The 25121-nt window shown below is 72.5% G+C and carries 26 protein-coding genes, 1 pseudogene and 1 riboswitch; of the genes and pseudogenes, 5 read left to right on the forward strand and 22 right to left on the reverse strand.

Features of this window, described 5'->3' with window-relative positions; genetic code table 11:
- Positions 1–118 precede the first annotated feature (118 nt).
- The 8 genes from AB5J54_RS16205 to AB5J54_RS16240 form a co-directional block, all read right to left on the reverse strand.
- Entirely contained in the window at positions 119–1501 is a 1383-nt protein-coding gene (locus tag AB5J54_RS16205; RefSeq protein WP_369144617.1) for an NAD(P)/FAD-dependent oxidoreductase, read from the reverse strand.
- Between the two features lie 370 nt (positions 1502–1871).
- Positions 1872–2786, reverse strand: coding sequence for an exopolyphosphatase (locus AB5J54_RS16210; RefSeq protein WP_369144618.1), 915 nt, complete (start codon positions 2784–2786; stop codon positions 1872–1874).
- Positions 2783–3325, reverse strand: coding sequence for a DUF501 domain-containing protein (locus AB5J54_RS16215; RefSeq protein WP_369144619.1), 543 nt, complete (start codon positions 3323–3325; stop codon positions 2783–2785). Before AB5J54_RS16215 ends, AB5J54_RS16210 begins: the two co-directional genes overlap by 4 nt.
- A gap of 27 nt (positions 3326–3352) precedes the next feature.
- A complete protein-coding gene (locus AB5J54_RS16220; protein WP_369144620.1) occupies positions 3353–3823 on the reverse strand; it encodes a septum formation initiator family protein in 471 nt (156 codons plus the stop codon).
- Between the two features lie 90 nt (positions 3824–3913).
- Positions 3914–5200 carry a phosphopyruvate hydratase gene (gene eno / locus AB5J54_RS16225; protein WP_369144621.1) on the reverse strand — a complete coding sequence of 429 codons (1287 nt, stop codon included), beginning with the start codon at positions 5198–5200 and terminating at the stop codon, positions 3914–3916.
- Positions 5201–5525: 325 nt separating this feature from the next.
- A complete protein-coding gene (locus tag AB5J54_RS16230; RefSeq protein WP_369144622.1) occupies positions 5526–6230 on the reverse strand; it encodes a transglycosylase family protein in 705 nt (234 codons plus the stop codon).
- Between the two features lie 3 nt (positions 6231–6233).
- Positions 6234–6407, reverse strand: a riboswitch (cyclic di-AMP (ydaO/yuaA leader).
- Positions 6408–6665: 258 nt separating this feature from the next.
- Positions 6666–7676 carry a transglycosylase family protein gene (locus AB5J54_RS16235; RefSeq protein ID WP_369144623.1) on the reverse strand — a complete coding sequence of 337 codons (1011 nt, stop codon included), beginning with the start codon at positions 7674–7676 and terminating at the stop codon, positions 6666–6668.
- Between the two features lie 94 nt (positions 7677–7770).
- Positions 7771–9054: a cytochrome P450 gene (locus tag AB5J54_RS16240; protein ID WP_369144624.1), complete on the reverse strand. Its 1284-nt coding sequence runs from the start codon at positions 9052–9054 to the stop codon at positions 7771–7773.
- Positions 9055–9141: 87 nt separating this feature from the next.
- Here AB5J54_RS16240 and AB5J54_RS16245 point away from each other — a divergent pair, with 87 nt between their 5' ends.
- Positions 9142–10353: a globin domain-containing protein gene (locus AB5J54_RS16245; protein WP_369144625.1), complete on the forward strand. Its 1212-nt coding sequence runs from the start codon at positions 9142–9144 to the stop codon at positions 10351–10353.
- A gap of 5 nt (positions 10354–10358) precedes the next feature.
- Here AB5J54_RS16245 and AB5J54_RS16250 read toward each other — a convergent pair whose 3' ends face one another.
- The 3 genes from AB5J54_RS16250 to AB5J54_RS16260 are packed head-to-tail and all read right to left on the reverse strand — an operon-like array spanning position 10359 to position 12251.
- Complete coding sequence (locus AB5J54_RS16250) at positions 10359–10628, reverse strand: hypothetical protein (RefSeq protein WP_369144626.1); 270 nt, start codon at positions 10626–10628, stop codon at positions 10359–10361.
- Complete coding sequence (locus tag AB5J54_RS16255) at positions 10625–11587, reverse strand: nucleoside triphosphate pyrophosphohydrolase (RefSeq protein ID WP_369144627.1); 963 nt, start codon at positions 11585–11587, stop codon at positions 10625–10627. The genes AB5J54_RS16250 and AB5J54_RS16255 overlap by 4 nt, the downstream gene beginning before the upstream one ends.
- 19 nt (positions 11588–11606) lie before the next feature.
- Positions 11607–12251 carry a SurA N-terminal domain-containing protein gene (locus AB5J54_RS16260; protein WP_369144628.1) on the reverse strand — a complete coding sequence of 215 codons (645 nt, stop codon included), beginning with the start codon at positions 12249–12251 and terminating at the stop codon, positions 11607–11609.
- A 285-nt stretch (positions 12252–12536) separates the two neighbouring features.
- Here AB5J54_RS16260 and AB5J54_RS16265 point away from each other — a divergent pair, with 285 nt between their 5' ends.
- Entirely contained in the window at positions 12537–14921 is a 2385-nt protein-coding gene (locus AB5J54_RS16265) for a YfhO family protein (protein ID WP_369144629.1), read from the forward strand.
- Here the strand turns inward: AB5J54_RS16265 and AB5J54_RS16270 are convergent.
- The 5 genes from AB5J54_RS16270 to AB5J54_RS16290 form a co-directional block, all read right to left on the reverse strand.
- Positions 14824–15192 (reverse strand): hypothetical protein, encoded by a 369-nt coding sequence (locus AB5J54_RS16270; protein WP_369144630.1) that lies wholly within the window; start codon positions 15190–15192, stop codon positions 14824–14826. The genes AB5J54_RS16265 and AB5J54_RS16270 overlap by 98 nt on opposite strands.
- The gene (locus tag AB5J54_RS16275) at positions 15189–15839 is read right to left on the reverse strand and encodes a GNAT family N-acetyltransferase (RefSeq protein WP_369144631.1); all 651 of its coding nucleotides are present in this window, start codon (positions 15837–15839) and stop codon (positions 15189–15191) included. The genes AB5J54_RS16270 and AB5J54_RS16275 overlap by 4 nt, the downstream gene beginning before the upstream one ends.
- 42 nt (positions 15840–15881) lie before the next feature.
- On the reverse strand, positions 15882–16433 hold the full coding sequence (locus AB5J54_RS16280; RefSeq protein WP_369144632.1) for a GNAT family N-acetyltransferase: 552 nt from the start codon (positions 16431–16433) through the stop codon (positions 15882–15884).
- A gap of 40 nt (positions 16434–16473) precedes the next feature.
- The gene (locus AB5J54_RS16285) at positions 16474–17538 is read right to left on the reverse strand and encodes a helix-turn-helix domain-containing protein (RefSeq protein WP_369144633.1); all 1065 of its coding nucleotides are present in this window, start codon (positions 17536–17538) and stop codon (positions 16474–16476) included.
- Between the two features lie 89 nt (positions 17539–17627).
- Positions 17628–18356, reverse strand: a complete 729-nt coding sequence (locus AB5J54_RS16290; protein ID WP_369144634.1) for a DUF2625 domain-containing protein — start codon at positions 18354–18356, stop codon at positions 17628–17630.
- A 118-nt stretch (positions 18357–18474) separates the two neighbouring features.
- On the opposite strand from AB5J54_RS16290, the gene AB5J54_RS16295 reads away from it, so the two are divergent.
- The 3 genes from AB5J54_RS16295 to AB5J54_RS16305 are packed head-to-tail and all read left to right on the forward strand — an operon-like array spanning position 18475 to position 20058.
- Positions 18475–18849: a PadR family transcriptional regulator gene (locus AB5J54_RS16295; RefSeq protein WP_369144635.1), complete on the forward strand. Its 375-nt coding sequence runs from the start codon at positions 18475–18477 to the stop codon at positions 18847–18849.
- Positions 18846–19421, forward strand: a complete 576-nt coding sequence (locus tag AB5J54_RS16300; protein ID WP_369144636.1) for a hypothetical protein — start codon at positions 18846–18848, stop codon at positions 19419–19421. Before AB5J54_RS16295 ends, AB5J54_RS16300 begins: the two co-directional genes overlap by 4 nt.
- A gap of 34 nt (positions 19422–19455) precedes the next feature.
- Positions 19456–20058 (forward strand): GNAT family N-acetyltransferase, encoded by a 603-nt coding sequence (locus tag AB5J54_RS16305; protein ID WP_369144637.1) that lies wholly within the window; start codon positions 19456–19458, stop codon positions 20056–20058.
- Positions 20059–20064: 6 nt separating this feature from the next.
- Here AB5J54_RS16305 and AB5J54_RS16310 read toward each other — a convergent pair whose 3' ends face one another.
- From AB5J54_RS16310 to helR, 6 genes and pseudogenes are all read right to left on the reverse strand, one after another.
- Positions 20065–20688, reverse strand: a complete 624-nt coding sequence (locus tag AB5J54_RS16310; protein WP_369144638.1) for a hypothetical protein — start codon at positions 20686–20688, stop codon at positions 20065–20067.
- A gap of 83 nt (positions 20689–20771) precedes the next feature.
- Complete coding sequence (locus tag AB5J54_RS16315; protein WP_369144639.1) at positions 20772–21188, reverse strand: type II toxin-antitoxin system VapC family toxin; 417 nt, start codon at positions 21186–21188, stop codon at positions 20772–20774.
- Complete coding sequence (locus AB5J54_RS16320; RefSeq protein ID WP_369144640.1) at positions 21185–21475, reverse strand: CopG family transcriptional regulator; 291 nt, start codon at positions 21473–21475, stop codon at positions 21185–21187. The genes AB5J54_RS16315 and AB5J54_RS16320 overlap by 4 nt, the downstream gene beginning before the upstream one ends.
- A 185-nt stretch (positions 21476–21660) precedes the next feature.
- Positions 21661–21996, reverse strand: a pseudogene (locus AB5J54_RS16325) (helix-turn-helix domain-containing protein); the annotation flags it as partial.
- A gap of 325 nt (positions 21997–22321) precedes the next feature.
- Positions 22322–22756 (reverse strand): VOC family protein, encoded by a 435-nt coding sequence (locus tag AB5J54_RS16330; RefSeq protein WP_369144641.1) that lies wholly within the window; start codon positions 22754–22756, stop codon positions 22322–22324.
- Between the two features lie 55 nt (positions 22757–22811).
- The gene (gene helR / locus AB5J54_RS16335) at positions 22812–24959 is read right to left on the reverse strand and encodes an RNA polymerase recycling motor ATPase HelR (protein ID WP_369144642.1); all 2148 of its coding nucleotides are present in this window, start codon (positions 24957–24959) and stop codon (positions 22812–22814) included.
- Positions 24960–25121: the final 162 nt, after the last annotated feature.

Consider the following 25121-nt stretch of genomic DNA (forward strand, 5'->3'; position numbering starts at 1 on the left):
CGCCGCGCAACAAGTCGGCAAAACACGCGAAGGGCCGTCCGCACCACGGATGGCGGACGGCCCTTTTACGGCCTTGCGTGTACTGCTGGTACTGCCGGTACTACAGGGGTGCTACGGGTCAGGCCTTGGCCTTCTCCTGCGCCGGGGCGGCCGGCGCGGGGGCGGGCTTGGCCGCCTCGTAGAACTCCTCGCGCGGCGTCTCCATGGCACCGAGCGACACGACCTCGCGCTTGAGGAACATGCCGAGGGTCCAGTCGGCGAAGACGCGGATCTTGCGGTTGAACGTCGGCATCGCCATGCCGTGGTAGCCACGGTGCATGTACCAGGCGAGACGGCCCTTGAGCTTGATCTTCACCTTGCCCATGACGATCATCGCGACGCCCTTGTGCAGGCCGAGGCCGGCCACCGCGCCCTTGTTGGCGTGGCTGTACTCCTTCTGCGGGAAGCCGCGCATGCCGGCCACCACGTTGTCGCCGAGGACCTTGGCCTGGCGCAGGGCGTGCTGGGCGTTCGGCGGGCACCAGGCGCGCTCGCGCGGGACGCCGGCCTTGATCGCGGCCATGTCCGGGACCTGGGCGTTGTCGCCCGCGGCCCAGACGTAGTCCATGCCGTTGACCTGGAGCTTCTCGTTGCAGTCCACGTGGCCGCGGGGGCCGAGCGGCAGACCGAAGCGGGCGAGCGCCGGGTTCGGCTTCACACCGGCGGTCCAGACGATCGTGTTGGAGTCGACCTCAAGGCCGTTCTTCAGCACGACGTGACCGTCGATGCAGGAGTCCATGGAGGTCTCGAGGTAGATCTCGATCCCGCGGGACTCCAGGTGCTCCTTGCCGTACTGGCCGAGCTTGGGGCCGACCTCGGGAAGGATCTTGTCGGCCGCGTCGACCAGGACGAAGCGCATGTCCTCGCGCGACACGTTCTGGTAGTACTTCGCGGCGTCGCGGGCCATGTCCTCGACCTCGCCGATCGTCTCGGCGCCGGCGAAGCCACCACCGATGAAGACGAAGGTCAGCGCCTTGCGGCGGACCTCCTCGTCGGTGGTCGAGTCGGCCTTGTCGAGCTGCTCGAGGACGTGGTTGCGCAGGCCGATGGCCTCCTCGATGCCCTTCATGCCGATGCCCTGCTCGGCGAGGCCGGGGATCGGGAAGGTGCGCGAGACCGCGCCCATCGAGATGACCAGGTAGTCGAACGGCAGCTCGTACGCCTCGCCGACGAGCGGCGCGATCGTGGCGACCTTGCGGTCCTGGTCGATGGTGGTGACCCGGCCGGTGAGCACCTCGGCTCCGCGGACGACGCGTCGCAGCGGGACGACGACGTGACGCGGGGAGATGCTGCCGGCGGCGGCTTCGGGGAGGAAGGGCTGGTAGGTCATGTACGACCGCGGGTCGACGACCGTGACGGTCGCCTCCGCGTAGCGCATCTTCTTGAGGATGCGCCGAGCTGCGTACAGGCCTACGTACCCGCCGCCTACTACGAGGATCCTGGGACGCTCCGTGGTGCTCATGAGATCGAGTATCCACCCCTCCCCAGGGGGGTGCTCGTGCGCCCCTTCACAAGCTCTGTGGACACCTCTGCTACACTCCGCCGCCCACGTGATCCACGTCATGGTCCTGCAAAGGAACCGGGGTGCACTGGTGAACGTTGTTCACCCCCCTTGAACTGGCCTGGAGAGCGGCCGTTAACGCTCAACCGGACTCCTGCTTCACACGATGGAAACATCGAGCGAATCGGCCTCCACACCTGCGAAAGGGCCCCGAGACGCCCCTCGGAGGGCCTAATGACCTTCCTCGGGCACCATCAGGGCCCTTTTCCTTGTGAAGAACTTCACGAACCTTTTCCGGCAGGGTGTCGCCGGAGGGCTCGATAGCCGCCCGCTATGCCACGGATAGGGCGATCCCATCGAGAATGTCGTGCTCGCTGACGACGACCTCGGGGGCCCCGACGCGCTCCACGATCTCCCGCAGGACGAGGGCGCCGGCGATGATCACGTCGATCCGGCCGGGGTGGATGACGGGGATCGCGGCCCGCTCCTCGTGGGTGGAGGCGAGGAGCCGCTCGGTCACCTCGGCGACCTGCGCGGCGGAGATCCGGGCGTGGTGGATCTTCTCGGAGTCGTACTCGGGGAGACCGAGGGCGATCGCGGCGACCGTGGTGACCGAGCCGGCGAGCCCGACGAGGGTCTCGGCCGCGTCGATCGGGACGGTCTCGGCGGCCAGGTCGAGCGCGGTACGGACGTCGGCGCGGATCGCGGCGACCTCCTCGGCGGTCGGCGGGTCGTGGCGGACGTGCCGCTCGGTGAGCCGGACGCAGCCGATGTCGACGGAGCGGGCGGCCTCGACGTGCTTGTTGCCGACCACAAACTCGGTGGAGCCGCCGCCGATGTCCACGACGAGGCGACGGTCGTCCCCGTGCAGCTCGCCGGTGGCGCCGGTGAAGGAGAACTCGGCCTCCTGGTCGCCGGTGATGACCTCGGGCTCGACGCCCAGGATCTCCACGACCCCGTTCACGAAGTCCTGGCGGTTCTCGGCGTCGCGGGAGGCGGAGGTGGCGACGAAGCGGAGCCGCTCGGCGCCCAGCTCCTCGATGATCCCGGCGTACTCGCGGCAGGCCGCGAAGGTCCGCTCCAGGGCCTCGGGGGCGAGCCGGCCGGTCTTGTCGACGCCCTGCCCGAGCCGGACGATCGTCATCCGCCGGTCCAGCTCGATCAGCTCGCCCGTCTCGGGGTGGACGTCGGCGACGAGGAGGCGGATGGAGTTCGTACCGCAGTCGATTCCGGCGACCCGGGTCACTTCTCCCCGCCCTCCTTCTCGTCCCCGCACGGGTTCACGCACGGGCCCTTCGCCCACCACTCCGGCAGCATCGCGAGCGCCTCGTCGCCGAACGGGTTCACGCCCGGTCCCGCGGCGAGCGAGTGGCCGACGAGGACGTGCAGGCACTTGACCCGGTCCGGCATGCCGCCGGCGCTCGGGAAGCCCTCCAGGACCTCGATGGCGTCACGGCGGGCGATGTAGTCCTCGTGCGCGGCCCGGTAGGCGGCGGCGAGCTCCGGGTCGGTGGCGAGCCGGGCCTGCATCTCCTTCATGACCCCGTTGGCCTCCAGGGTGCCGATGGCCGAGGCCGCCCGGGGGCAGGTCAGGTAGTACGTGGTCGGGAACGGCGTGCCGTCGGGGAGCCGGGGCGCGGTCTCGACGACGTCCGGGTTGCCGCACGGGCAGCGGTGCGCGATGGCGCGCAGGCCGCGGGGCGGGCGGCCGAGCTGGAGCTCGAAGGCGGCGATGTCCGTCTCGGTCGGCTCGGTGCGTTCGGTCTGCGGAGGGGGCGTTTCCATGTCTGCCTTGTTCGTGTCGCGGAGGGGTCAGGGACGGTCGGCGTGGTCGACGCCGTCCCAGAGGTTGTCGTACCAGGGCCGGTCGGCCGCGCCCTGGTCGGCGCGGGGCCGTTGCTCCGCGTCGGGGTCGTTCACGGTGAAGCCGGTCTCGCCGGGGAGCAGGTAGTGCAGGTGCTCGCGGGCGAGGCGGCGGACGTAGGCCGGGTCCTGGAGGCGGGCCTTCTCGTCCTTCAGCTCCTCGACCCGCCGGGCGGCCTCGGCGGCCCTGCGCTCCTGCTCGGCGATCTCGCCCTGCTGGGAGACGTAGCTCCGCATCGGGTAGGCGAGCGCGACGACGAGGGAGCAGACCACGAGGGCGAGGAAGGCCGCGCGGCCGGTGAGCCGGGAGCGGCGGGCCTGGCGGCGGGTCTGGGAGCGGTAGACACGGGCGGCGGTCTGCTCGCCGAGCAGCTTGATCCGGGTCGCGGTCGAGAACCGGTCCCGGTCCTTCGCGGCCATGTCGTGTCGCCTCCCCTGTTCACGCGGACGTCCCCGCACACGGTACGGGACCGAGTGCGGGGACGTCCGTATCTACAGCGTCAGGCCTGTTCAGCCCTTGAAGCGCGGGAAGGCGCTGCGGCCGGCGTAGACCGCGGCGTCGTCGAGGATCTCCTCGATGCGCAGCAGCTGGTTGTACTTGGCGACGCGGTCCGAGCGGGCCGGGGCGCCGGTCTTGATCTGACCGCAGTTCACGGCGACGGCGAGGTCGGCGATGGTGACGTCCTCGGTCTCGCCGGAGCGGTGGGACATCATGCACTTGAAGCCGTTGCGCTGGGCGAGCTCGACGGCGTCGAGGGTCTCGGTCAGCGAGCCGATCTGGTTGACCTTGACCAGGAGGGCGTTCGCGGTGCCCTCCTCGATGCCGCGGGCCAGGCGCTCCGGGTTGGTGACGAAGAGGTCGTCGCCGACGATCTGGACCTTGGTGCCCAGCTTGTCGGTGAGGATCTTCCAGCCGGCCCAGTCGTCCTCGAACAGCGGGTCCTCGATGGAGACCATCGGGTACGCGGAGACGAGCTCCTCGTAGTACTCGGTCATCTCGGCGGCCGAGCGGGACTTGCCCTCGAACTCGTACGCGCCGTCCTTGTAGAACTCGGACGCGGCGACGTCGAGCGCGAGCGCGACATCGGTGCCCGGGGTGTAGCCGGCCTCCTTGATGGCCTCGACGATGAGGTCGAGGGCGGCGCGGTTCGACTCCAGGTTCGGGGCGAAGCCGCCCTCGTCGCCGAGGCCGGTGGAGAGGCCCTTGCGCTTCAGGACGCTCTTGAGGGTGTGGTAGATCTCCGCACCCCAGCGAAGGGCCTCGGAGAAGGACTCCGCGCCGATCGGGGCGATCATGAACTCCTGGATGTCCACGTTGGAGTCGGCGTGCGACCCACCGTTGAGGATGTTCATCATCGGAACGGGCAGCAGGTGCGCGTTCGGGCCGCCCAGGTAGCGGAAGAGGGGGAGGTCGCTGGCCTCGGAGGCGGCGTGCGCGACGGCGAGGGAGACGCCGAGGATGGCGTTGGCGCCGAGCGAGCCCTTGTTCTCGGTGGCGTCCAGGTCGAACATGGCCTGGTCGATCAGGCGCTGCTCGGTGGCGTCGTAGCCGACGAGCTCCGGGCCGATCTGCTCGATGACGGCGAGGACGGCCTTCTCGACACCCTTGCCCTGGTAGCGGTTGGGGTCACCGTCGCGAAGCTCGATGGCCTCGAACGCACCGGTGGAGGCGCCGGACGGAACGGCAGCACGGCCGGTGCTGCCGTCGTCGAGGCCGACCTCGACCTCGACCGTGGGGTTGCCTCGGGAGTCCAGGATTTCCCGGGCTACGACGACGTCGATGGACGGCACGAGCATCTCCTTCTGGGATGTGACGCTGGATGTGACGCAAGGTCGTGCAGGGTCGCGTGGCCTTGCGACAAGAGCCTAACCGGCTCGGGGGCTCCGGCCCGCCGTGCGCCCGCCCCCTGGGACGAAAAAGGACCCAAGGGCATGCATCCCGGGACGAAGGGCCCCAGATCTACTGGACGGTAACCGTCGTGACCCCGGGTCCTCTTGGGGGCGGGAACGGGGAAACCCCGGTCCGGCGCGCACGGGGGAAGGGGCACGCCGGACCGGGGTGGTCACCGCGGGAGGGTCGTCGGGGCCGCGTGAGCCGCCGGACTCACGCGAGCCGCCGGGCTCACTTCAGGTGGAGCTGCTGACCCGGGTAGATGAGGTCGGCGTTCTCGACGACGCCCTTGTTCAGCTCGAAGAGCTTGGCCCAGCCGCCCTTGACGCCGTGCGCCTGGGCGATCTTGCTGAGGGTGTCGCCGGCGACGACCTTGTACTCGCCGTCACCCTTCTTGACCTTCTTGCCGGTCGGGGTGGTGACGGTCTTCGGGGCCTTGCGCTGCTCGCTGCGGGTGGTCGGCTGCTCGGCGCGACGCTCCTGCTGCTTGGGGGCGGCCTCCTGCTTGGGGGCGGCCTGCTGGGTCTGCTGCGGGGTGCTCTCGGCGGCGCCGCCGTCGTAGGAGGCGCTGGAGAGGCCGACGCCGCAGCTCGGCCAGGCACCCTTGCCCTGGCCCGCGAGGACCTTCTCGGCGACGGCGATCTGCTGGGCCTTCGAGGCCAGGTCGGCGCGCGGGGCGTAGGCGGTGCCACCGAAGGCGGCCCAGGTGGAGTTGGTGAACTGCAGGCCGCCGTAGAAGCCGTTGCCGGTGTTGATGGACCAGTTGCCGCCGGACTCGCACTGGGCGACGGTGTCCCACTCGGCGGTGGTGGCGGCCGAGGCGGTGCCCGCGGTCAGCAGCGGGGCGGCGACGGCGACACCGGTGACGCCGACGAGCGTGGCGACCTGGGCGGCCTTGGAGGGACGGCGGTGTTTGCCCTTGGCGGAAAACAGCATGGGAATTCTCCTCACCGACGCCTGTGAGGTGAGCTGTCGGGTTCGGGCCGGAAAGTTGCCCGGCCGCGTGTCCTTGCACGCGGCTTCACCCCAAGCCGGTCGTCGGCCGTCTGTCTCAACGGCCGGGACCGGCACTTACCTTGGGTCCCCCACTCCTGCCTTCGGCGCTTGCGCGACGACTGTTCCCATCGGCCGACGGCAGGATTCGGCGTTTCGGTCGACGGGGCCCGCGGTGGCGAGCGGTGACGACCGTAGACACAGACCCACCGGAAGTTCAAAGAGGCTCATTGCGGAAATATCGCCCCTGCTTGCCCTCCGGTGGGCGGTGTTTGTGCAGGTGAGAGGTGACGGAAGCAAAGTTTGCGGACGTGACACGCCAGTTGGGACGAAGAGACCCATGTCTCACTTGCCCAGAACCGGACATAAGCCCGCGAACTAGCCTTCCGCCGCCACCGAACCGATCGTCAGGTCAAGGCTCTGACCAGGCAGGATGAGATCCGGATCGGCGCCCACCGTCCGCTTGTTGGCGTCGTAGAGGGCGGTCCAGCCTCCGGGGAGTTCGTTCTCCTCCGCAATGCCGGACAGGCTGTCGCCCGGCCGCACGGTGTACTCGCCCGAAGTGCCCTGACTGTCCGTTGCGCCCGAATTCGCCGCTTCGTCGGTCACCGGAGTGGCGTCGACCTTCTCCGCGGGCTTGCCCGTGCCCGACGCGTGTCGGCCGGTTTCGGACGAGTTGCCCGTTGCGCCGGTTTCCTCCGGGGCGGCGTCACCCCGGTGCTTGCCGGTGCCGGGCGTGGCCGACGGCACGTCACCCTTCGGCGTCTCAGACGAATCCGGCGTACCGGGCGTAACGGACGCGTCGGGCGTGACCGGGGCCGCGGGCGTGGTCGGCGCGGCGGGAGTGGCGGAGGTCGCCGGAGCGGTCGGCGTGGCGGGCGTCACGGCGGTGGTGGACGTGGCGGACCGCCCGGCGGACGACCCTTCGCCGCCCGCGGTGCGGTTGGACTCGGGGAGGGGGCCCGTGGGGGTGGTCGGGACGACGGTCGGGCCGGGGTTCACGCCGGTGGCCTTGCCGTCGTTCTTCAGGCCGGCGATCGGCGCGCAGGTGGCCCAGTCGTTGCTGCCCGCGTCGAGGGCCTTCTCGGCCACCGCGATCTGCTGGGCGCGGCTGGCGAGGTCGGGGCTGGGGGCGTAGGCGAGGCCGCCGTTCCGCTCCCAGCTGTCCTGGGTGAACTGGAGGCCGCCGTACATGCCGTTGCCGAAGTTGGCGCTCCACTGGCCGCCGGACTCGCACTCGGCGACCCGGTCCCAGGTGGTGGCGTCGGCGGCGGAGGCGGATCCGGTGGCGAGCAGCGGCAGCGCCATGGCGGATCCGGTGACGCCCGCGGCGACGACGATGGCGGGGGCCTGACGGGGGCGACGGTGTCGTCCGTTCCCGGAACGCATAGGAGGGCCTTTCGCGTGACGGCTGAGACTGCCGGGAAACGTAGCGGTATTCGAACGCCCGTCACAAGTCGATCGCCCCGCGATCACGTGAAGATCACATTTCTGATGGCTCGTCAGCGACCAACACGGGTACGGAAGGGGAGAACTCCACCGGAAGCGTGCGCAAACCACGCATGATGAGCCCACCGCGCCACCGGAGTTCGGACGGGTCGGCGGCAAGTCGCAGATCCGGCAGGCGAGTCAGCAGGGTCGCGAGCGCCGTCTGCCCTTCGAGGCGGGCGAGCGGTGCGCCGAGGCAGTAGTGGATGCCGTGCCCGTAGCCGAGGTGCTGGTTGTCACGCCGGGCGAGGTCGAGGGTGTCCGGCCCGTCGAACCGCGCCGGGTCCCGGTCGGCGGCGGCGAGCACCACGAGCACCGGGTCGCCCGCCGGGATCTCCTGCCCGCCGATGGTCAGCGCCCGTGTCGCGTACCGCCAGGTCGCCATCTCCACGGGCCCGTCGTACCGCAGCAGCTCCTCGACGCCGGTCTCCAGAAGCCCGGTCTCCCCGGCGGCGAGCGAGGCCTGGAGCCGCGCCCGCTGCTCCGGATGCCGGAGAAGCGCGTAAAGCCCGTTTCCTACCAGATTGACGGTGGTCTCGAAGCCGGCGAAGAGCAGGATGAACGCCATGGCGGCGGCCTCGTTCTCGGTGAGGTGCTCGCCGTGGTCGGAGGCCTTGATGAGACCCGAGATCAGGTCGTCGCCCGGCTCCTCGCGCTTGCGGTGGATCAGCTCCGCGAGATAGCCGCGCATCTTCTTCACCGACCGGGCGACCCCGCCGCGCGGCCCCCCGCCGTGCCGGATCATCATCCCGGCCCAGTCCCGGAAGTCGTCCTGGTCCTCCGCCGGCACCCCGAGCAGGTCGCAGATCGCGTAGATGGGCAGCGGGAAGGCGAACTCGTGGATGAGGTCGGCGCTCCCCCGCGCCACGAACGAGTCGATGAGCCGGTCCGTCAGCTCCTGCACGCGCGGCGTGAACTCCGCGACCCGGCGCGGGGTGAAGGCCTTCGACACGAGCCGCCGCAGCCGGGTGTGGTCCGGCGGGTCGATGTTGAGCAGATGCGTCATCAGCTCGGCCTTGCGCTCGCCCGGGATGCCCGTCTTCCCCTTCGCGTGCGGCGACTCGTCGTGGTGCGCCGGGTTCTTGGAGAGCCGCTGGTCCGCGAGGGCCTGCCGGGCGTCCGCGTACCGGGTCACGAGCCAGGCCTCGACCCCGCTGGGCAGCGTCGTCCGGTGCACGGGCGCGTGCTCGCGCAGCCAGGCGTAGGCGGGATACGGATCGCTCGCGAACTCCCAGGTGAAGAGCTCGGGCGCGGGGGCGGGGCCGGGGGTCGTACTCACGTCACGACGGTACAGGGCGGGCCCTGACGTCACGTTCGTGGAGAACCTGTGATCAAGAGGTGCATGTCGTGCCCTAGATTCTTGTCGGTGGATCCTCAGCTACTCAGAAGCACGTTCGCGGTCGTCGAGAGACGCGCCGAGCACGCCGTCACGTTCTTCTACTCGCACCTCTTCTGGCACAACCCCGGCGTGCGCGAACTCTTCCCCGAGGACATGGTCCCCCAGCGGGACCGGCTTTTCGCCGCGCTCACCCATGTGGTGACCCACGTGGAGGACCCCGGACTCGCGGCGTACCTGGGGCAGCTGGGCCGCGACCACCGCAAGTTCCTCGCCTCCCCCGCGCTGTACGCGGCCGTCGGGCAGAGCCTGCTCGCCGCGTTCGCGCACGCCGCCGGCGCAGCCTGGACCATCGAGGCGGAGAAGGCGTGGACCGAGGCGTACGGCCTGGTCTCCGACCTGATGCTCGCGGGCGCCGACACGGCGGCGGGGGCCGGGGAGCCGCCCTGGTGGGACGCGGACGTCGTCCGGCACGAGCGGTACGGCGCCGACCTGGCCGTCCTGACCCTCCGCCCCCGGCAGCCGCTGCCGTTCCGCCCCGGCCAGTACGTCAGCGTCAGCTCGCTGCGGGTCCCGCGCGTCTGGCGCACCTACTCCCTCGCCGACGCGCCCCGCCCGGACGGCACCGTGGAGCTGCACGTGAGCCGCGTCCCGGGCGGCGCGATGAGCACGGCGCTGGTCGACGAGACGGGGCCGGGCGAGGTGCTGCGGCTCAGCGCCCCCGGCGGCGCGCTGACCGCGCGGACGCCGCCGGGCGGACTGCGCACCTATATATGCGGGGGCACGGGCTGGGCGCCGGTGCGGTCGCTGCTCGCGGAGGCCGCCGGGACCGAGCCGGAGCTCGAGGGCCGGCTGTTCGTGGTGGCCCGAGCCAAGGAGTACCTGTACGGGCGCGGGGACGCCGAGCTCCTGAAGGAGCGCCTCCCCGGGCTCCACGTCACCTACATCACGGCCGCGCCGCGCCAGCGCCGGGACCGGGCGACGGAGCGACTGCTCCAGGCGCTGCGGGCCTGCGTCCGCTGGTCGGCGCACGACGTGTACCTCGCCGGGCCGCCGGCCTTCGTGGCGGAGGTCCGCGAGGCCCTGGAGGAGCTGGGCACCGACCCGGCGCGGATCCACCACGACACCCTGCCGTCCGTGGGCCGCTTCACCACCCGCCCGAACACCGCCGCCGAACGCCTCCTGGGCCCCCCGGCGCCCCTCTGGCACAACCCGGAGGCCAGGGCGCCGCGCGAGTCCTGACGGGGTCAGGTCCGGGCGCGGGTCCGCGCGCGCCACACGCCGATCCGCACGAGGTCCACGAAGGCGGGCACCGCGCACAGCGCCAAGACGATCCGCAGCCAGACCGAGACCGAGGAACTGGCCGCCTCCCACGTGAAGAAGACGAAGAGCAGGGCCGTCACCCCCGGAGCATTGGCGGCCGACGGCTTCCGGGGCCGAGCCGGGTCGGCGTGGCGCGGCTCCCGCGGGCCGGCGTCGGAGGTGTCCGGCTCGCCCGAGCCCGGTGTCCCGCTCACGCGAGCCCCTCCGCCGCCCGGATCGCGTCCCGGTACGTGCGGGCCGCCGCGCGCAGCGCCGCCTCCGGGTCCACACCCGCGGCCTCCGCCCGGGCCGCGAGGGCGAGGAGTTCGTAGCCGATGCCCTCGCCCGCCGGGAGCTTCACGTCGAGGGACGCCGAACGGACCCGGCCCGCGAGCTTCGCGGCGAGGGCCAGGCCCGGCTGGCCGAGCGGCACGCCGTCGGTGACGGACTCCCGCTGCTTCTCGATCGCCTTGGTGCGCAGCCAGTGCGCGTGGACGTCCTCCGGGGTCTCGGCGGTCGCGTCCCCGAAGACGTGCGGGTGCCGGTGGATCAGCTTCTCGACGAGCGTGCCGGCGACGTCGTCCACGGAGAACGGCTCCTCCGGGTCCTCCTCGGCGATCCGGGAGTGGAAGACGACCTGCAGCAGGACGTCCCCGAGCTCCTCGCGCAGCTCCCGCCGGTCGCCCTCCTCGATCGCCTCGACGAGCTCGTACGACTCCTCGATGGCGTACTTGGCGAGCCCCTGGTGGGTCTGGCGCGAGGTCCAGGGGCACTCGCGGCGGATGCGGTCCATGATCTGCACGAGGTCGAGGAGGCGGGCGCCGGGCAGGTCGTACGAGCCGGGCAGCAGCTCCAGGTCGGGCATGGAGACGCGGCCGGAGCCGGCGAGCCGGGCGAGGCCGTCGGTCAGCGCCCTGTCGCCCTCGCCGGAGGGCAGCAGCAGGACCGTGCGGCCCCCGGCGCAGGCCTCGACGAGCTCCTCGGCGGTGGGCCGGGCCTGCTCGACGGCGACGCCGGCCTCCCGCAGATACGGCAGCTGGGGGTGGTCCTCGTCGGGGCAGAGCACCCGGTCGGCACCGTGCAGCGCCTGCCAGGCGGGCCAGGACAGCAGTCCGGGGGCCACGCGATGGCTGGCGGTGAGCAGGACGATGCGGCCGGGGCTCTCAGAAGTCACCCCTCGAACCTACCCCGGCTCAGGCCACACCAGGGACGGCGGCCGGGTCCTGGCTGATCTGGCGGAGCCAGGGCGTCGTGGTGTCGGAGAGGCGGACCTGGGCGTCGTCCCAGCGGCCGAAGCGCGGGTTCACGTCGACGGCGAGGGCCTTGGAGGCGGCCGAGAAGACGTCCGTCAGCTTCTTCTGGCCCGCCGCGTCGTCGTTGGCTCCGAGCTTCGTCGCGATCTTGTTCATGAGGACGTTGCGGCGGACGAAGGCGTCGATCTGGTCGGGCGCCACGCCCTGCTCCTGGAGGAGGACGGCCGCGAGCTGGTCCTCGCCGCCGGCCTGGCGGACGAAGGAGGCCCGGGTCTGCTGGAGTTCGGCGCGGGTGGCGGTGACGCCCTGGTCCCGGGCGACCCTGTCGACGACCCGGTCGAAGATCATGACGTTGAGTTTGCGGCGGCTGAGGTCGCCGGTGGCGGCGACCAGCTGGGCGGACTGCGGCGAGGCCGCCTGCGCGGCCCGGACGTCCGCGACCTGGGCCTGCAGGCTGGAGACCTCGATCCGTTCGCCGCCGACGACGGCCGCAGCTCCTGGATGGGCGTCACTGCCGCAGGCGGTGAGCAGCGGGGCCGCGGCGAGCAGGGCGGCGGACACGGTGAGCGCAGTGCGGCGGTGCAAAGGAGCCTCCCGGGCTGGTCGTGCGTCAGTTGAACGACCTTGCGGTGATCGATGGTAGGGAGTCGCCCGGGCCGGAGCCACTCCTTCGGAGCGACTGTTTCGGAGCGACGCTTTCTGAGCGACTGTTTCCCCCAACGACTCACCCGTCACCCGGGTGTCGGCCGCCCGGGCCCTGCGGCCCGGTGTCCCCGCCGGGCCACGGGGATGGCGAGCAGGCGACCATCGCGTGAACTGGCCTTCCGGAACCGTCGTTCCCCGTGCCTTCGCTGTCATATTCGATCCGTCATGCCGAACGCCCAGCGCTCCCGACCGCTCTCCGCCCTGCTCGCCGCCCTGCTGTCCGCCGTCGCCGCCTGCGGCGGGGACGCCGTCGCCCGGGTCTTCCCCTTCGGGCCGCGCCACCGGGCCGTCAACGACCTCGCCAACCAGTTCGTGCCGTTCCACGCGCACCTGTGGGACCTGCTGCGGCGGGGCCGGGCGGACGGCGGGCTGCTGCTCGACTGGCAGGCCGGCTGGGGCACGAGTTTCCTGCCCGACTACGGCACCTACCTGTCGAGCCCCTTCGCCCCGCTGGTGGCGCTCTTCCCGCGCGGGGACATCGAGTACGCGGTGTACGGGATCACCGTCCTGAAGACGGCGCTCGCGGCGGCCGCGATGACGTCCCTGCTGCGGCGGACCGGCCCGGCCGGCGTGTGGTGGTGGGCGTCGGTCCTGGGCGCCTCGTACGCGCTGTGCGGCTGGTCGCTCGCGGAGGGCACGTACAACCCGATGTGGCTGGACGGCCTGATCGCCTTCCCGCTGCTCTGCCTGGTGGGCGAATGGGTACGGGAGGGCCGGCGGCCGCTCCTGGGCCCGCTGGTCGTGGCAATCTGCTGGTTCGCGAACTTCTACACGGCCTACATGGCGACCCTCGGCGCCGCCCTGGTGCTCCTGGTCCGCCTGGCGCTCACGGACTCCTTCCGGTGGCGGACGCTGCTCCGGGCGGCGGTGACGACGGCCCTCGGCGTCGGTCTCGCCGCCCCCGTCCTGATCCCGGTCCTCCTCGGCTCCCGGCACGCCTACCCGGGCGTGGTGCGGGACTTCGCCCCGGCGGCCGGCACGGACTTCCTGGCCCGGCTGCTCCCGGTGACGTACAGCTTCTCGACCCCGGCGGCCTTCGTCTGCACGGCGGTGCCGCTGCTCGCGGGAGCGCTGCTCTTCCGCCGGGACGCGCCGGGCCGGGAGCGGTGGCTGTGGGGCGGCCTGTGCGCGGCGGTCGCGCTGTCGATGCAGTGGACCCCGACCCACCTGCTCTGGCATGTCTTCGCCACCCCGAACGGCAGCCCGTACCGCCAGACCTTCGTCCTGTCCGGCGTCCTCGTCCTCGCCGCCTGGACGGGCCTCGCGCACGGCCTCCCGGACCGCCGCTCGCTCCTGGGCGGGGCGGCGGTCGTCCTGGCCCTCACGGCCGGGGCCCTGCCCAGCGACCTCCTCACCCCGTGGGCACTGCTCCTCGCGGGCGCGGGCCTCGCGGCGGTGGCGGGCGCGCTGCTGCTCCCCCGCCGGGGCCGGTACGGGCTCCTCGCCGCGCTCCTCGTCTCCGGCACCCTGCTCGGGCAGGCCGCGGCGACGACCGCGTACGCGGACCGGGAGCGGCTCGCCCGCCTCGACGACTACCCGCCGTGGGGCGCGGAGCACGAGCGGCGGGCGGCGGCCCTGGCGGCGGCCGACGGCTGGCCCGCGTACCGCACGGACTCCGGGCTGCCCCGGGTCGCGGGGAACGATCCGCTGCTCCTCGGCGGCCAGGGCGCCGCGTACTACAGCAGCCACACCCCGGCGGTCCTGACGGAGACCCTCGCCGCGCTCGGCGGCGGCTGGACCTCGCGCGGCCGGAACCTGCTGAGCCTGGACAACCCGGTGACGGACGCGCTGTTCGGGGTGGGCGCGCGGGGGCGGGACGGCGGGGTGGTCCGGACGGAGACGTACCTGCCGCTGGTGACGGTACGGCCCCCGGGCCCGCCCCCGGCCTACGGCCCGTCGCCCTTCCGGAACCAGGAACTCCTCCTTGGCGCCCGGGTGTACGAGGCTCCGCACGCGGGCGCGTGCCGGGTCGGTACGGAGGTCTTCCTCTGGGCCCCGGACGCCACGGGCACGGCCCGCCTCGGCGGGAACGCCCCGGTCCACCTCCTCGGCGGCACCCCGAAGCGGCGCGCGGCCCTGACCTCCCTCGGCGTCCAGACGGTGTCCGGCCTGAAGCCCGGGCTGCCGGGGCCCGGGGCACTCGGCTGCCTGGACCACGGCCGGCTCCGCACGGCGGTGGCGGCCCTGCGCGCCCGCGCGGCGACCTCGGTCCGCGTCACCCCGGACGGCATACGGGCCACCCTGCCGCCGGGCGCCACGGGCACGGCGGTCGTGGCGGCCCCGCACATCGCCGGCTGGCACTGCGAGGGCGCCGCCCCCGTCCCGTACGGCGGCCTCCTCGCCGTCCCGGCCCGGACCGGACTCTCCTGCGCCTTCCGTCCCCCGGGCCTCCGGGCGGGCCTGGCGGCGGGGGCGCTCGCGCTCCTGGGCCTGGCCGTCGTCCTGATGCGGGTCAGGACCGGACGACGGCCTCGTCCCGGAGCTCCGGCGGAAGGTGTCGCCGCTCGTCCTCGTGACGGATCCGCGCGGGTCCGCCCACGGGCAGGATGACGGCTCCGAGGGCGTCGGCGACGCGGCCGACCACGTCGAGCACGGCGCCGCGCGCGATGTGCATCGCCGTCAGCGACGTCACGGCTCCGCCGGATTCTCCTGTGCTGACGTGGAACTCCGCCTCGCTTCCGTCCTCCGCCCGCAGGAGGACCTCACCGGCGTCCACCGAGCCCGCCGCCACGTACGGCTCGACCACCCGGCGGAAGCGGTCGAGGTCCAGCGCGGCGGGCTCGCCGGCCACGAACCGGAGGAAGAACGTCTCCGCGCTCACGGGCCCTCGATCCCGAAGAACTCCTCGCAGCCCTTCAGACCGGTCACGGTCACCGGCAGCTGGTCCCGGGCGGCCCAGTCCTCGCGGGAGAGGCGGAAGCGGAGGGATTCGACGACCTCGCCCCGGCGGACGTCACGGGTGATGCCGTCGGGGCGGTAGCCGAGCCTGCGGGAGACGGCGACCGAGGAGTGGTTGTCGGCGAAGGACATCGACGTGGCCGAGACCGTGCCGAGTTCCGCGAAGGCGAGGTGCAGCATGGCGGTCCGCATCTCGGTGCCGAGCCCCCTGCCCTGGTGGTCGAGGCCGAGCCACGAGCCGGAGACGATCTCGCGCCGGACGCCGAAGTCCGCGGCCCGCACCTCCTGCATGCCGATCGGGCGGCCCTGGTGGAAGGCGGCGAGGCTCAGCACCCAGTTCTGCGGGGTCCACTGCCCGAGGCGGCTCCAGTGCAGCTGCACCACGTGCCGGGCCCGCCCGGCGGGCGACAGGTCCGTCCACGGCGTCAGGAACGGCCGGGCGTCGGGCGCGTGGATCCCCCGCGCCGCGATGTCCGCCACCTCGGCGAGCTCCTCGTCGGAGGGGAGGCGCAGCTCCAGGCGGGGGGAACGGACACGGAGGGCCATCAGGGGCCAGTGATCGCTGAGCACGGGGGCGAGTCTGCCCAGCCGCCCCACCGGACCGCACCAGGTTTACGGGGCGGTCCGCGACTCCCCGCGGACCTCGCCGTCCCGTCCGTCGCCCGTCGGGCTCCGCAGCTCCCAGCGGATCTCGCCGTCCTGTTCCTCGTCCGTCGGCGCGAGGCCCGCCGCGCGGGCGACGCCCGCCGAGGCCGCGTGGTCGGGGTGGACATGGGCGACGACGGTACGGACGCCCCGGTCCACGAGGAGTCCGACGAGCGCCCCGGCCGCCTCGCGGGCGATCCCCCGCCCCTGCCAGTCCGTGCCGATCACCCACGCGACCTCGGCGGTCCGCCCGCCCCCGGTGACCGTCGCCTGCACGGTCCCGGCGAGCCGGTCCTCGGCGCGGACCCGCACCACCCAGTTGCACCAGACGACCGCCGGGTCCGGCGATCCGGCGGCCAGCCGCTCGTACCGGGCCCGCAGCTCGGGCCTGGTCAGCGGGGCGCCGCCGATGAAGGTGTGCAGGGCGGGGTCGGCGAGGACCCCGGTCATCTCGTCGGCGTGCGCGACGGCGAGCGGGACGAGGTCGAGCCGCCGTGTGCGTACCGTGCTGTTCTTCACGCGTCGAAGTCCCAGATCGCCTGTCCGTTGTCGTCACCGGTCATTGTGGTCCCTCCCCGTCCTCCCGAAGCCTGCCGGACGGCTCCGAGCCTAGGAACGCGACCGCCGGTCCCGCTGTGCGTCGGGCGCGGGCCTCCTTGACGCTCAGCGCACGGAACTCGGTGGGGCTGAGTCCGTACGCCGCCCGGAAGGCGCGGCTGAAGACCGCCGGGCCGCTGAACCCCCAGTGCGCGGCGACGGCCTGCACGGGCCGCCCGGCGAGTTCGGGACGGGCGAGGTCGTCACGGCAGCGCTCCAGACGGCGGCGCCGGACGCGGACCTGGACGGTCTCGCCGTCGCCGTGCGCCTGGAAGAGCTGGTGGAGGGTCCGTACGGAGATGTGGTGGGCGGCGGCGACGGTGGCCGGGGTGAGGTCGGGGTCGCCGAGATGGGTGTCGACGAAGGTGTGGACGCGCTGGAGCAGGGCCCGCGCCCGGGCCTCGGCGGGGAGCTGGTCCTCGGCGTCGAGGTTCTGGGCGAGGCAGGCGGCGACGAGGTCGACGACGACCGAGCCGAGCCGCGGCAGGTCCTCGGGCGCGCACTGTCCGGCGTGGCCCTCCAGGGAGCCGAGGAAGGAGGCGAGGACCGCCCCGAGTCCATGGCCTCCGGGGATGCGGCTGGCGAGCAGCCGGTCGATCCGCCGGGGCCGCAGGGGCAGGACGTCACGCGGGAGTTGGAGCATCAGCAGGTGTACCGGACCCGCGTCGGTGGGCACGGCCGCGTCGGAGGGCCGCGAGGTGTCCCAGAAGACCAGGTCCCCCGCCCCGACGCTGCAGTCGTTGCGCTGCTGGGACAGGAAGGTGGCGCCCCGCCGCATCAGGCCCAGCTGGTACTGCTCCGGGTCGCCGCGCCGGATCAGGGCGGGCGTACGGCGGGAGCGCAGGGGCGAGAAGGCGAACCGTGCGACGCGGACGGTCTTCAGGTCGAGGACGGCGGCCTCGGCCTGGAAGTCGGCGGGCCGCTCGACGCTGAGCGCGGTGGGCATCACCTCCCTCGTGACGAGGTCGGCGAACCAGTCGAAACGTTCCCGCGCGGGCAACTCCCCTGCCGAGACCACGGACCACATCACACGCTCCCCCGTCGAGCTTCCTGTCGGCGGCCAGAATGCAGTGGCGAGAACGCGTTTGTCGCCGGGTCAGGGTCCCGGCGTGGCGGTCACGGGGTGCCCAGGAAGCCGGGGTCGGTGCCGTCGAGCTGCAGGGCCGTCTCGCGTCCGAGGCCGAGGAGCTGGTCCAGGGGGACGACCGCGCGGCTGGTCCCGGCCAGGTCCTGGTGCGCCTCGGCGGACCACAGCGGCGGATAGAGGCTGAGCCCCTCCCCGCCGGTCAGCCCGGGGACCTCGTCGCGCCAGCCGGGCCAGCGCAGCCCCTCGTAGAACTCCTCGGCGCCGCCGGCGAGCAGCCAGGACAGCCAGGCGCCGTACCCGGCGCCGACGGCGTCCCAGCGCAGCGAGTCGGGCGCGAAGTAGACCATCTCGCCGGGCCGGCCCGGCAGACCGGTCTCCTCCTCCGTCCCGCCCTGGATCGCGAAGGTCCCGCCGAGCACGTCGTGCGCCACCACGAGCCCTGCGGCGGGCCGCCAGTCGGCGTCGGGTTCGTCGGGGTAGCCGTTGACGCGCGCGAGGCCGGGCAGGCGCCGGTCGTTGTGGACGGCCGGGCTGCCGTACAGCCGCAGCCAGCCGTCGTCGACGAGCACCCCGCCGGTGTGGAACACGAACGCGCCGAGGTACGAGCGGACGGTGACCTGTGTCTGGAGGAGGGTGGCCGCCGCCTGTCCGGGGTCGGGGTCCAGTACCTCGACGGGCACCTTCGCGGCCCGCAGCTCCTCTTCGAGCAGCGGCCACGCCGGCTCGTCGACCTCGGTCAGCTCGCTCAGTTCACGCACAGGGAAATCGTCGCACGCGGTCCGGGGTCGTCGACCGGGGGCGTCGACCGGGAGCGTCGACCGGGAGCGTTGATCGAAGGCGTTGATCGGCGGCCCTCCCGGAGGTATCTTGCATTACATGGTTCCTGGCGAAGCAAGATCTGAGACGGCGGCCGGAAAGGTCGCCAGTCAGCTGCGCAAGGGGGTACTGGAGTACTGCGTCCTCGCCCTGCTGCGCGACGGCCCGCGCTACGGCGTCGAGATCCTCGACGAACTGGCGGCGGTCAGCGTCATGACCACCAGCCAGGGCACGATCTACCCCTTGCTGTCCCGGCTGCGCCGCGACGGGCTCGTCGACACCGAGCTGCGCGAGTCGGCCACCGGCCCCGCCCGCCGCTACTACACGCTCACCGCGCCGGGCAGGACCGCGCTCACCGAGTTCGCCGAGAGCTGGCCGCGCTTCCGCGACGGCGTCGACCACTTCCTGACCGCACCCCACGGAGGCTCCGCATGACCGGCACCGAACACCCCCTCGTGACCGACTACCTGGCCACGATCGAGCAGGAGGCGTCCTTCCTGCCCGCGGGCCGGCGCGAGGAACTCCTCGCCGACCTGCGCGAACACCTCGCGGTCGCCGTCGGCGACGAGGAGGACCCGCAGGCCGTCCGCGCGGCCCTCGAACGGCTCGGCAGCCCCTCGGCCATCGTGGCCGCGGCCCGCGCGGAGGAGCCGGAGACCACCGCGGTGCCGGCGCCGGCCAAGGACCCGCAGCCGCGGTCGCGAACGGTCACCACCGCCGTGCTGCTCGGCATCAGCGGAGTCGCCACCGCCGTCTCCCCCTTCGTCGGCGTGGTCGTTCTCGTCGTCGGCCTCGTGATGCTGTGGACGTCCACCGCATGGGAGCAGCGCACCAAGGTGTTCGCGACCGTCCTCACCGTCGCACTGCCGGTCCTGATCATCCTCGGCATGTTCCTCCTGGCGGCCCGCGTCGGCCCGACGGAGCTGCTCGTCGTGCTCGCGCTGGGCATCGCCCTGCCGGCCACGGCGGCGGTGCGCCTGCTCCGCACCCAGCCCCCGACCGCCTGACCCGCCGCGGGACCAAGATCATCACGGGTGCAGAATGACCCGTATGACCCTGTCGAACACACCGAAGTCGGCCACGATCGACGACGCTCGCACGGTCGGCCGGACGCTGGCCTCCGCCTTCGGCGACGACCCGATGATGCGCTGGTTCTTCCCCGACGACGCCTCGCGCGAGACGGGCCTCGTCCGCTACTTCACGACCCTCTTCACCCGGCAGTACGGCCTCCACGGCGTCTGCGAGCGGACCGGTTCGGCGGCCGCCTTCTGGGTGTCGCCCGAGGGCGCGGACAAGGCCGTCCCGGACGCGGAGACGATTCAGCAGCTCGTGGAGATACTCGGCGACCGCGCCCCGGTCTTCCAGGAGGCCGTGACGGCGGCCGCCGAGCACGGGCCGACCGAACCGCACTGGTACCTCGCCGTCATCGGCGCCGACCCCGCCGCCCGCGGCCGGGGCCACGGCTCGGCCCTCCTCCGCTCGGGCCTCGCGAAGGCCGACGCGGACGGCCTGCCGGTCTACCTGGAGTCCTCGAAGCCGGACAACCTGCCGGTCTACGAGCACTTCGGCTTCAAGGTCGTCGACGAGTTCCCGCTGCCGGGCGGCGGCCCGGTCCTGTGGGCCATGAAGCGGGACCCTCGCTGACGCCCTTCAGAGGAGCTGCGGCGGACCGATGACCTCCCGGCCGATCCGCTCGGCCAGATGCCGGGCGAGCCGGTCCTCGTAACCGTCGAGGTTGCCGAGGCGGATGTGCACGAGGACCAGGTGCGTGTCGGCGGGCACGTCGAGTTCACGCGAGTCGTTGTTGAGGACGAGCGTGACCTCGGCGTGCTTGTACTCGCCGTAGAAGCCGCGCTCCGGCACCTCGGACCATTCGAGGCTCTCCCAGTTGATCCAGGCCGGGAACACGCCGACCGCGTCCACGAGGCGGTCCTCGACGCTACCGACGGGCTGGTCCTCGATCGAGAAGCCGAGCGGCAGGTACGCCTCCGCCCCGCTCAGGTCCTCGGGCAGCTCGCGGACGGGGATCGTCCGGGTCAGGTCCGGGAGCCCCGGCGGCGGCACGGCGGGGGCGCCCGTGGCGTCCCAGCACACGAGCCGGGCCTCGGGCAGTTCGCCGCACAGCCGCCTCAGCTCGTCCAGGGTGTGCGCCTCGGCCTCCACCGACACCTGGGAGTACGGCCTGACGCCGAAGGCCACCATCTGCCGGGCCACCCGCAGGGCTTCGGCGCGGTCGGGGCTGCGGAAGATCGGATACGCGACGTCGTCGGACATGCCCTGACACTGCCACGCGCGGGGCGACCGGTTCCTCCGTTTTACGGGTGGTGCTTCGGTGCGGTCCGGGCGGCCGGCGCCCGTCAGGGCAGCAGCGTGAAGGTGTCGACGTGCGCGGGGCGGACGGCGCCGAAGTGGCGGCGGTCCACGGTGGCGACCTCCCTCACGCCGAGCCGCTCGGCGCAGGCGATGACGGACGCGTCCACGAGGCCGAGGGGGAACCCCGCGTACCGGGCTGTCAGTTCGGCGATCCGCAGCCAGTCCCCCGGGTGCACGGGTTCGACCGTGAGGAGCCCTTCGGCGAAGTCCTGGGCGAGCAGCAGCTCGGAGCGGGCGCCGAGGCGACGGCCGAGCAGGTGGGCGACTTCGGCGAGGACGAGGGTGGGGACGACGAGAGGCCCGGGATGGGTCTCCAGGAGCCGCACACACCGGTGGTGCCAGGCGTCGCTCCTGTCGTGCAGGGCGTAGAGCGGTCCGGCGTCGACGATCAGCGTGCTCATGCGCTGCGTCGCACCTCGCGCGCCTCCTCCTCGGCGATGAGGTCCCGCCCGTCGGCCAGGCCGGCCAGCAGCTCCTCCATGCGCTCCGCGATGTCGCTGCGGCCGCTGGCGCCCGAGCCGGTGGAGTGGAACCTGCGCCGAACAGGGGCATCGCCCTGCTCGTCGCCGGGCAGGTGGGCGGCGATGGCCTCGCGCGTCCACTCCGAGACGGTCATGCCTCGCCGGGCGGCCTCGTGACGCATGCGGGCGTCCAGCGACTCGTCGATCTTGATCGTCGTCCGCTTCATGTATGCCAGCATACCCACGACATTTTCACGGGTACGCGGCGCTTCACGCCGCCACCGCCTCGTGCACGTTCGCGTCCGCCTCGCAGTCCGGGCAGCGGCCCGGTTGCCAGGCGCGGAAGGCGACCTCCTCGCAGGTGACGCAGGTCTGGATCGGGGGCGGGGACCTCGCTCGGGGCCTCCGCGACCGCGCCCGGGTTGCTGTACGAGACCGTGCGCGTCACCATCCGGCCGTTGCGGAGGCGGTCGCGGGTCCGGCTCAGGTAGCCGTGGGCCTCCAGTTCGCGCAGGGCGGCGGCGATGCGGGTCTCGCCCTCGGGGAAGCGCGCGGCGAGGTGCTTGATGCCGATGCGCGACCCGGCGGGCAGCGACTGGATGTGGACGGCGAGGCCGATCGCGAGGAGCGAGAGGTGCTCGTGCTGCGCGAGGTGGTTGCCGACGACGGTGAAGCGCGTCGTGTGGGGGACGTTGGCGTGGATGACGCCCGCGCGGGAAACGGGCGCGCTAAGGTTCTTTGTATCCATGGGGAAGGGTTTGCTTCCTCGATGGCCAGGCCCTCGTCGGGATTGCCGTCCCGCCGGGGGCCGAGCATTTTCAGTTCGGTTGAGGCGGAGCATATGCCCGGCAACCATCCCAAAATCCAGCCCAGTCGGCAGAGTTCCCTCGTGTGAGTGACGCCCCTCCTCAGCTGTGACCCCTCAGAGCAGGTGGGGTGGGGTGGGGTACTTCCCCCCGGTACTTGAAGGACGTCGGGGCCCACCGGGTCGCGGTGCTGGTCGACCCGGTGCGGACGCCGGAAGCGGCCCCCGCCCGGCATGGGCGGAGGCCGCTTCGTACGGTTTCAGGCGCTCAGTCGAGGCAGAACTCGTTGCCCTCGATGTCCTGCATGTTGATGCAGGACTCGTTCTCGCCGTCGGCGTACAGCGTCTTCAGGTGCGTCGCACCCAGCTTCACCAGGCGCTCGCACTCGGCCTCCAGGGTGGCGAGGCGCTCGTCGCCCACCAGTCCGGCGCCGGCGCGCACGTCGAGGTGGACCCGGTTCTTCACGGCCTTCCCCTCGGGGACGCGCTGGAAGAGCAGGCGCGGGCCCTTGCCGGTGGGGTCGGTGCAGGCGAAGTAGACGGGGCGCTCCTCGGCCGGCAGCGAGTGGTGGTACTCCTCCCAGGTGGCGAAGCCCTCCGGCGCGGGCGGTGTGACGTACCCGACCACCTCGCACCAGAAAGCGGCGAGACGCGCGGGCTCCGCGCAGTCGATGGTGACCTGGATTTCCTTGATCGCTGCCATGCCGACACCGTAGCCGCCCGCCCTCATCTGCGCATTCCCCTTTTTCGGAGGCCCGTCAGGACGTCAGGACCACCAGCCGCTGCGTCGCGCGGGTCATCGCCACGTACCGGTCGACCGCGCCCTCGACGCCCTCGCCGAAGTTCTCCGGGTCGACCAGGATCACCAGGTCGAATTCGAGGCCCTTCGCCAGCGTCGGAGTGAGCGAGCGGACCCGGGAGCGCTCCTCGAACGCCGGGGCGCCGATGACGCAGGCGACGCCCTCCGCGTGCTCGGCGAGCCAGGTGTCGAGGATCCCGGACAGGTCCGCGACCGGAGCGTGGGTCACCGGGATCCCGTTGCTGCGGATGGACGTCGGCACGTTGGCGTCCGGGAGCGCGGCGCGGATGACCGGCTCGGCCTCCGCCATGACCTCTTCCGGCGTGCGGTAGTTGACGCTCAGGGACGTCATGTCGATGCGGTCGAAGCCGACCCGCTCCAGGCGCTCCCGCCACGACTCGGTGAAGCCGTGCCGGGCCTGGGCGCGGTCGCCGACGATCGTGAAGCTGCGGGAGGGGCAGCGCAGGAGCAGCATCTGCCATTCCGCGTCGCTGAGTTCCTGCGCCTCGTCGACGACGATGTGCGCGAACGGGCCGTCCAGCGGCTCCAGTTCGGCGGTCGGCAGGGCGCTCTCGTCGATCAGGCTGTCCTGGAGGTCCTTGCCGCGCAGCATCGTGACCGCGCCCTCGCCGTCGGCGTCGGCCGCGACGATGCTGTCGATGACGCCGGCCATCCGCTCGCGCTCGGCGGCGACGGTGGCCTTGCGCCGCAGCTTGAGGCGGGCGGTCTCCGGGTCGCCGAGCCGCTGCCGGGCCGCGTCCAGGAGCGGCAGGTCCGACACGGTCCACGCCTGGGCGTCCGCCCGCCGCAGCCGCTTCACCTCGTCGGGGTTCAGCCAGGGCGCGCACATCCGCAGGTACGCGGGGACGGTCCACAGGTCGCCGACGAGGTCGGCCGCCTCCAGCATCGGCCAGGCGCTGTGGAGGGCCCCGGTCAGCTCGCGGTCCTGGCGCAGCGACTTCCGGAACTGCTGCTCCGGGACCTCCTCGCCGTCGTACTTGTCGTAGAGGATCGAGACCAGGTGCTCCCAGATCTGCTCGCGCGCCTCGTTGTGCGGGGTACCGGGCTCGGCCGCGTCGAAGGCCTCCGCCCAGTCGGCGGCGGTGAGCCGGATGTCGGACCAGTGGGTGGAGACGGTCATGCCCTCGGTGGGCGGTTCCTCGTAGAAGGCGACGGCCTTCTCGATGGCCTCCACCATCTGCCGCGAGGACTTCAGACGGGCCACCTCGGGGTCGGCCTCCGCCGGCGCCTTCGCGCCCTCGGCGACCAGGTCCCGCACGGTGCAGGTGCGTACGCCCTCCTCGCCGAGACTGGGCAGCACGTCCGCGACGTAGTTCAGGTAGGGCTGGTGCGGGCCGACGAACAGCACGCCGCCGCGGCGGTGGCCGAGCCGCGGGTCGGAGTAGAGCAGGTGCGCGGTGCGGTGCAGGGCGACGACCGTCTTTCCCGTACCCGGGCCGCCGTCGACGACGAGGGCGCCGCGCGAGCCCGCGCGGATGATGGCGTCCTGGTCGGACTGGATCGTGGCGAGGACGTCCCGCATCCGGGGCGAGCGGTTGCCGCCGAGGCTGGCGATGAACGCGGACTGGTCGTCGAGCGCCGCGTGCCCTTCGAGGCCCTCGGCGGTGAAGACCTCGTCCCAGTAGTCGGTGATGCGGCCGCCGGACCAGCGGTAGCGGCGTCGGCTCGCCAGGCCCATGGGGGTGGCGTGGGTCGCCGCGAAGAACGGTTCCGCCGCCGGGGAGCGCCAGTCGATGAGCAGTCGGCGGCCGGTGCTGTCGGTGAGGCCGAGACGGCCGATGTACACGGGCTCGGGGTCGTCCGTGCCGACCACGCGGCCCAGGCACAGGTCCAGGCCGAAGCGGCGCAGGGTCCGCAGGCGGCCGCTCAGCCGGTGGATCTCCGCGTCCCGGTCCATCGCCTCCCGGCCGACGCCGCCGGGTGCCTTCCGCTCGGCGTCGAGCCGCTCGGACAGCTCGGCGATCGTCTCGTCGAGGCAGCGGGCGATGGCCGCGAAGTGCTGCTCGTCGGCGGCGATGAGTGCCGGATCGGCCTTGGGAGAGAGGTTGCCGGAGAGGTCGAACACACCGGCAATAAGGGACGTCATTGATTAAAAACCCCGTTTTCGTGCATCTTTTGGCTTCGAGGAGCGATTGTGCGCCACGGAGGGGGCCTTGCCGCAAGGCCCCCTGTGCGCTATACGTTAAAAGTGCGGGAGGTGTGTCGCCCCTCCTCGCCGATCCTCCCTCTTCCATCTCGGGGGAAATTT

This window comes from Streptomyces sp. R44, assembly GCF_041053105.1.
In the GTDB taxonomy this organism is placed as follows: Bacteria; Actinomycetota; Actinomycetes; order Streptomycetales; family Streptomycetaceae; genus Streptomyces.

Excerpts from the sequence above, each read along its gene's own strand:
- AB5J54_RS16205 (WP_369144617.1), bottom strand. The coding sequence starts at position 1,501 with ATGAGCACCACGGAGCGTCCCAGGATCCTCGTAGTAGGCGGCGGGTAC.
- AB5J54_RS16215 (WP_369144619.1), bottom strand. The coding sequence starts at position 3,325 with ATGGAAACGCCCCCTCCGCAGACCGAACGCACCGAGCCGACCGAGACG.
- AB5J54_RS16220 (WP_369144620.1), bottom strand. The coding sequence starts at position 3,823 with ATGGCCGCGAAGGACCGGGACCGGTTCTCGACCGCGACCCGGATCAAG.
- eno (WP_369144621.1), bottom strand. The coding sequence starts at position 5,200 with ATGCTCGTGCCGTCCATCGACGTCGTCGTAGCCCGGGAAATCCTGGAC.
- AB5J54_RS16230 (WP_369144622.1), bottom strand. The coding sequence starts at position 6,230 with ATGCTGTTTTCCGCCAAGGGCAAACACCGCCGTCCCTCCAAGGCCGCC.
- AB5J54_RS16235 (WP_369144623.1), bottom strand. The coding sequence starts at position 7,676 with ATGCGTTCCGGGAACGGACGACACCGTCGCCCCCGTCAGGCCCCCGCC.
- AB5J54_RS16265 (WP_369144629.1), top strand. The coding sequence starts at position 12,537 with ATGCCGAACGCCCAGCGCTCCCGACCGCTCTCCGCCCTGCTCGCCGCC.
- AB5J54_RS16285 (WP_369144633.1), bottom strand. The coding sequence starts at position 17,538 with ATGTGGTCCGTGGTCTCGGCAGGGGAGTTGCCCGCGCGGGAACGTTTC.
- AB5J54_RS16295 (WP_369144635.1), top strand. The coding sequence starts at position 18,475 with ATGGTTCCTGGCGAAGCAAGATCTGAGACGGCGGCCGGAAAGGTCGCC.
- AB5J54_RS16300 (WP_369144636.1), top strand. The coding sequence starts at position 18,846 with ATGACCGGCACCGAACACCCCCTCGTGACCGACTACCTGGCCACGATC.
- AB5J54_RS16305 (WP_369144637.1), top strand. The coding sequence starts at position 19,456 with ATGACCCGTATGACCCTGTCGAACACACCGAAGTCGGCCACGATCGAC.
- AB5J54_RS16310 (WP_369144638.1), bottom strand. The coding sequence starts at position 20,688 with ATGTCCGACGACGTCGCGTATCCGATCTTCCGCAGCCCCGACCGCGCC.
- AB5J54_RS16315 (WP_369144639.1), bottom strand. The coding sequence starts at position 21,188 with ATGAGCACGCTGATCGTCGACGCCGGACCGCTCTACGCCCTGCACGAC.
- AB5J54_RS16320 (WP_369144640.1), bottom strand. The coding sequence starts at position 21,475 with ATGAAGCGGACGACGATCAAGATCGACGAGTCGCTGGACGCCCGCATG.
- AB5J54_RS16330 (WP_369144641.1), bottom strand. The coding sequence starts at position 22,756 with ATGGCAGCGATCAAGGAAATCCAGGTCACCATCGACTGCGCGGAGCCC.
- helR (WP_369144642.1), bottom strand. The coding sequence starts at position 24,959 with ATGACGTCCCTTATTGCCGGTGTGTTCGACCTCTCCGGCAACCTCTCT.